The 1,676-nt window shown below is 73.9% G+C and carries 2 protein-coding genes; one reads left to right on the top strand and one right to left on the bottom strand.

Annotated elements, in window-relative coordinates; genetic code table 11:
• The coding region (locus EYA84_RS31565; protein WP_131057823.1) for a rhodanese-like domain-containing protein at positions 1-496 on the bottom strand (496 nt) is incomplete at its 3' end.
• 70 nt (positions 497-566) lie between these two features.
• Between EYA84_RS31565 and EYA84_RS31560 the strand changes: the two genes are divergently transcribed.
• The gene (locus EYA84_RS31560) at positions 567-1,595 is read left to right on the top strand and encodes a helix-turn-helix domain-containing protein (protein ID WP_131057822.1); all 1,029 of its coding nucleotides are present in this window, start codon (positions 567-569) and stop codon (positions 1,593-1,595) included.
• The last annotated feature ends 81 nt before the right edge of the window (positions 1,596-1,676 follow it).

The raw sequence follows: 1,676 nt of genomic DNA, 5'->3' as shown, positions 1-1,676 counted from the left end.
AGATGAGCGCTAGTCTCGTGGGCTCGGAGATGTCTATAAGACACAGGCCGCAGGCGGCGCGGCGCGGCGCGGTCAGCTCGTCCACCGGTCGCTGCGTGATCCCGGTCCCGGTCACCACCGGCAGGCCCTCCCGCGCCCAGTACTCGTACCCGCCGCGCATCTCCTTGACCGGATAGCCGAGCCGGGCGAACTCCAGCGCCGCCCGGGTGGCGCCGTCACAACCGGGACCCCAGCAGTACGTCACCACCCGCGCTCCGGGTGGCACCGTCACCGCCGCCTCCGTGGCGATCCGCGCGGTGGGCAGGTGCAGGGCGTCGGGCAGATGACCCTGCTCCCAGGCGTCGTCGCTCCGGGAGTCGACCACCACCAGATCGGGCACCCCGGCGGTCAGGTCGGCGTGCACGTCGGCGACGTCGGTCTCGAACCGGAGCCGGTCCAGGAACTGGGTGACGGCGGCATCCGGCGTGGCGGCCGGCACCGCGAAAACACGTGACATGCACCGATCCTCGGCCGGTACGCCGTCGACGACGAGTGGCGCTGCCGCCGTACTGCGCTAACATCCCGCCATGACTCCGGCGTACCGCACCGTCGCCGTGCTCGCGTACCCGGGGATGTCGGTCTTCGAGACCGGATTCGTCACCGAGGTCTTCGGTCTGCCCCGGCCCGAGCTGGGCGTGCCCTGGTACACGCTGCGGCTCTGCGCCGAACGGCCCGGCCCGGTGCCGCTGGTCGGCGGCGCCGGCCTGCACAGCCCGTACGGCCTGGACGACCTGGCCGCCGCCGGGACGGTGATCGTGCCCGGGGTGCCCGACGTGCACGGCACGCCGTCACCCGAACTGGTCGCCGCCCTGCGCCGGGCGCACCGGGGCGGCGCCCGGCTCGTCTCCCTCTGTTCCGGCGCGTTCGCGCTGGCCGGCGCCGGCCTGCTCGACGGCCGTCGGGCCACCACCCACTGGCGGTACGCCGACCTGCTGGCCCGCCGCTACCCGCAGGTGACGGTGGATCCCGACGTGCTGTACCTCGACGACGGTGACGTGCTCACCAGCGCGGGCAGCGCCGCCGGTCTGGACCTCTGCGTGCACCTGGTCCGGCGGGACCACGGGGTGGCGGTGGCCAACGCGGTGGCCCGGCGGCTGGTGATCCCGCCGCACCGCGACGGCGGTCAGGCGCAGTTCATCGAGGCCCCGGTGACCACCGGCCCGGACGACGACCGGATCGCCGGCAGCCTCGCCTGGGCGTTGGCGCACCTGCCCGCACCGCTGACGGTGGCGACGCTGGCCCGGCAGGCGCACATGTCACCGCGCACCTACCTGCGGCACTTCGCCCGTGCCACCGGCACCAGCCCGATCCGGTGGCTGATCGACCAGCGGATCCGGGCCAGCCTGGCGCTGCTGGAGACGAGCGACGCACCGGTCACGGAGATCGCCGCCGCGGTCGGCTTCGACACGTCGGTCACCTACCGCCACCACTTCGCCCGGGCGATGCGGACCTCACCGTCGGCGTACCGCCGGGCGTTCCGCACCGACGCCGACACCGCACCGGGACACGGCGGCGGACGCCCGACCGGCCGTCCCGGTCAGGGTGCCGGGACGTAGAGCTGGTCGATGTCGGCCCGGTGCGGCAGCGACACGCTCGCGCCGAGCCGACGGACGCAGGCCTGTAGCTTATACACATAT

This window comes from Verrucosispora sp. SN26_14.1 (assembly GCF_004307965.1).
Taxonomy (GTDB): Bacteria; Actinomycetota; Actinomycetes; order Mycobacteriales; family Micromonosporaceae; genus Micromonospora.
The sequence above is the reverse complement of the archived record's forward strand: the minus strand, read 5'-3'. Positions and strand labels throughout refer to the sequence as shown.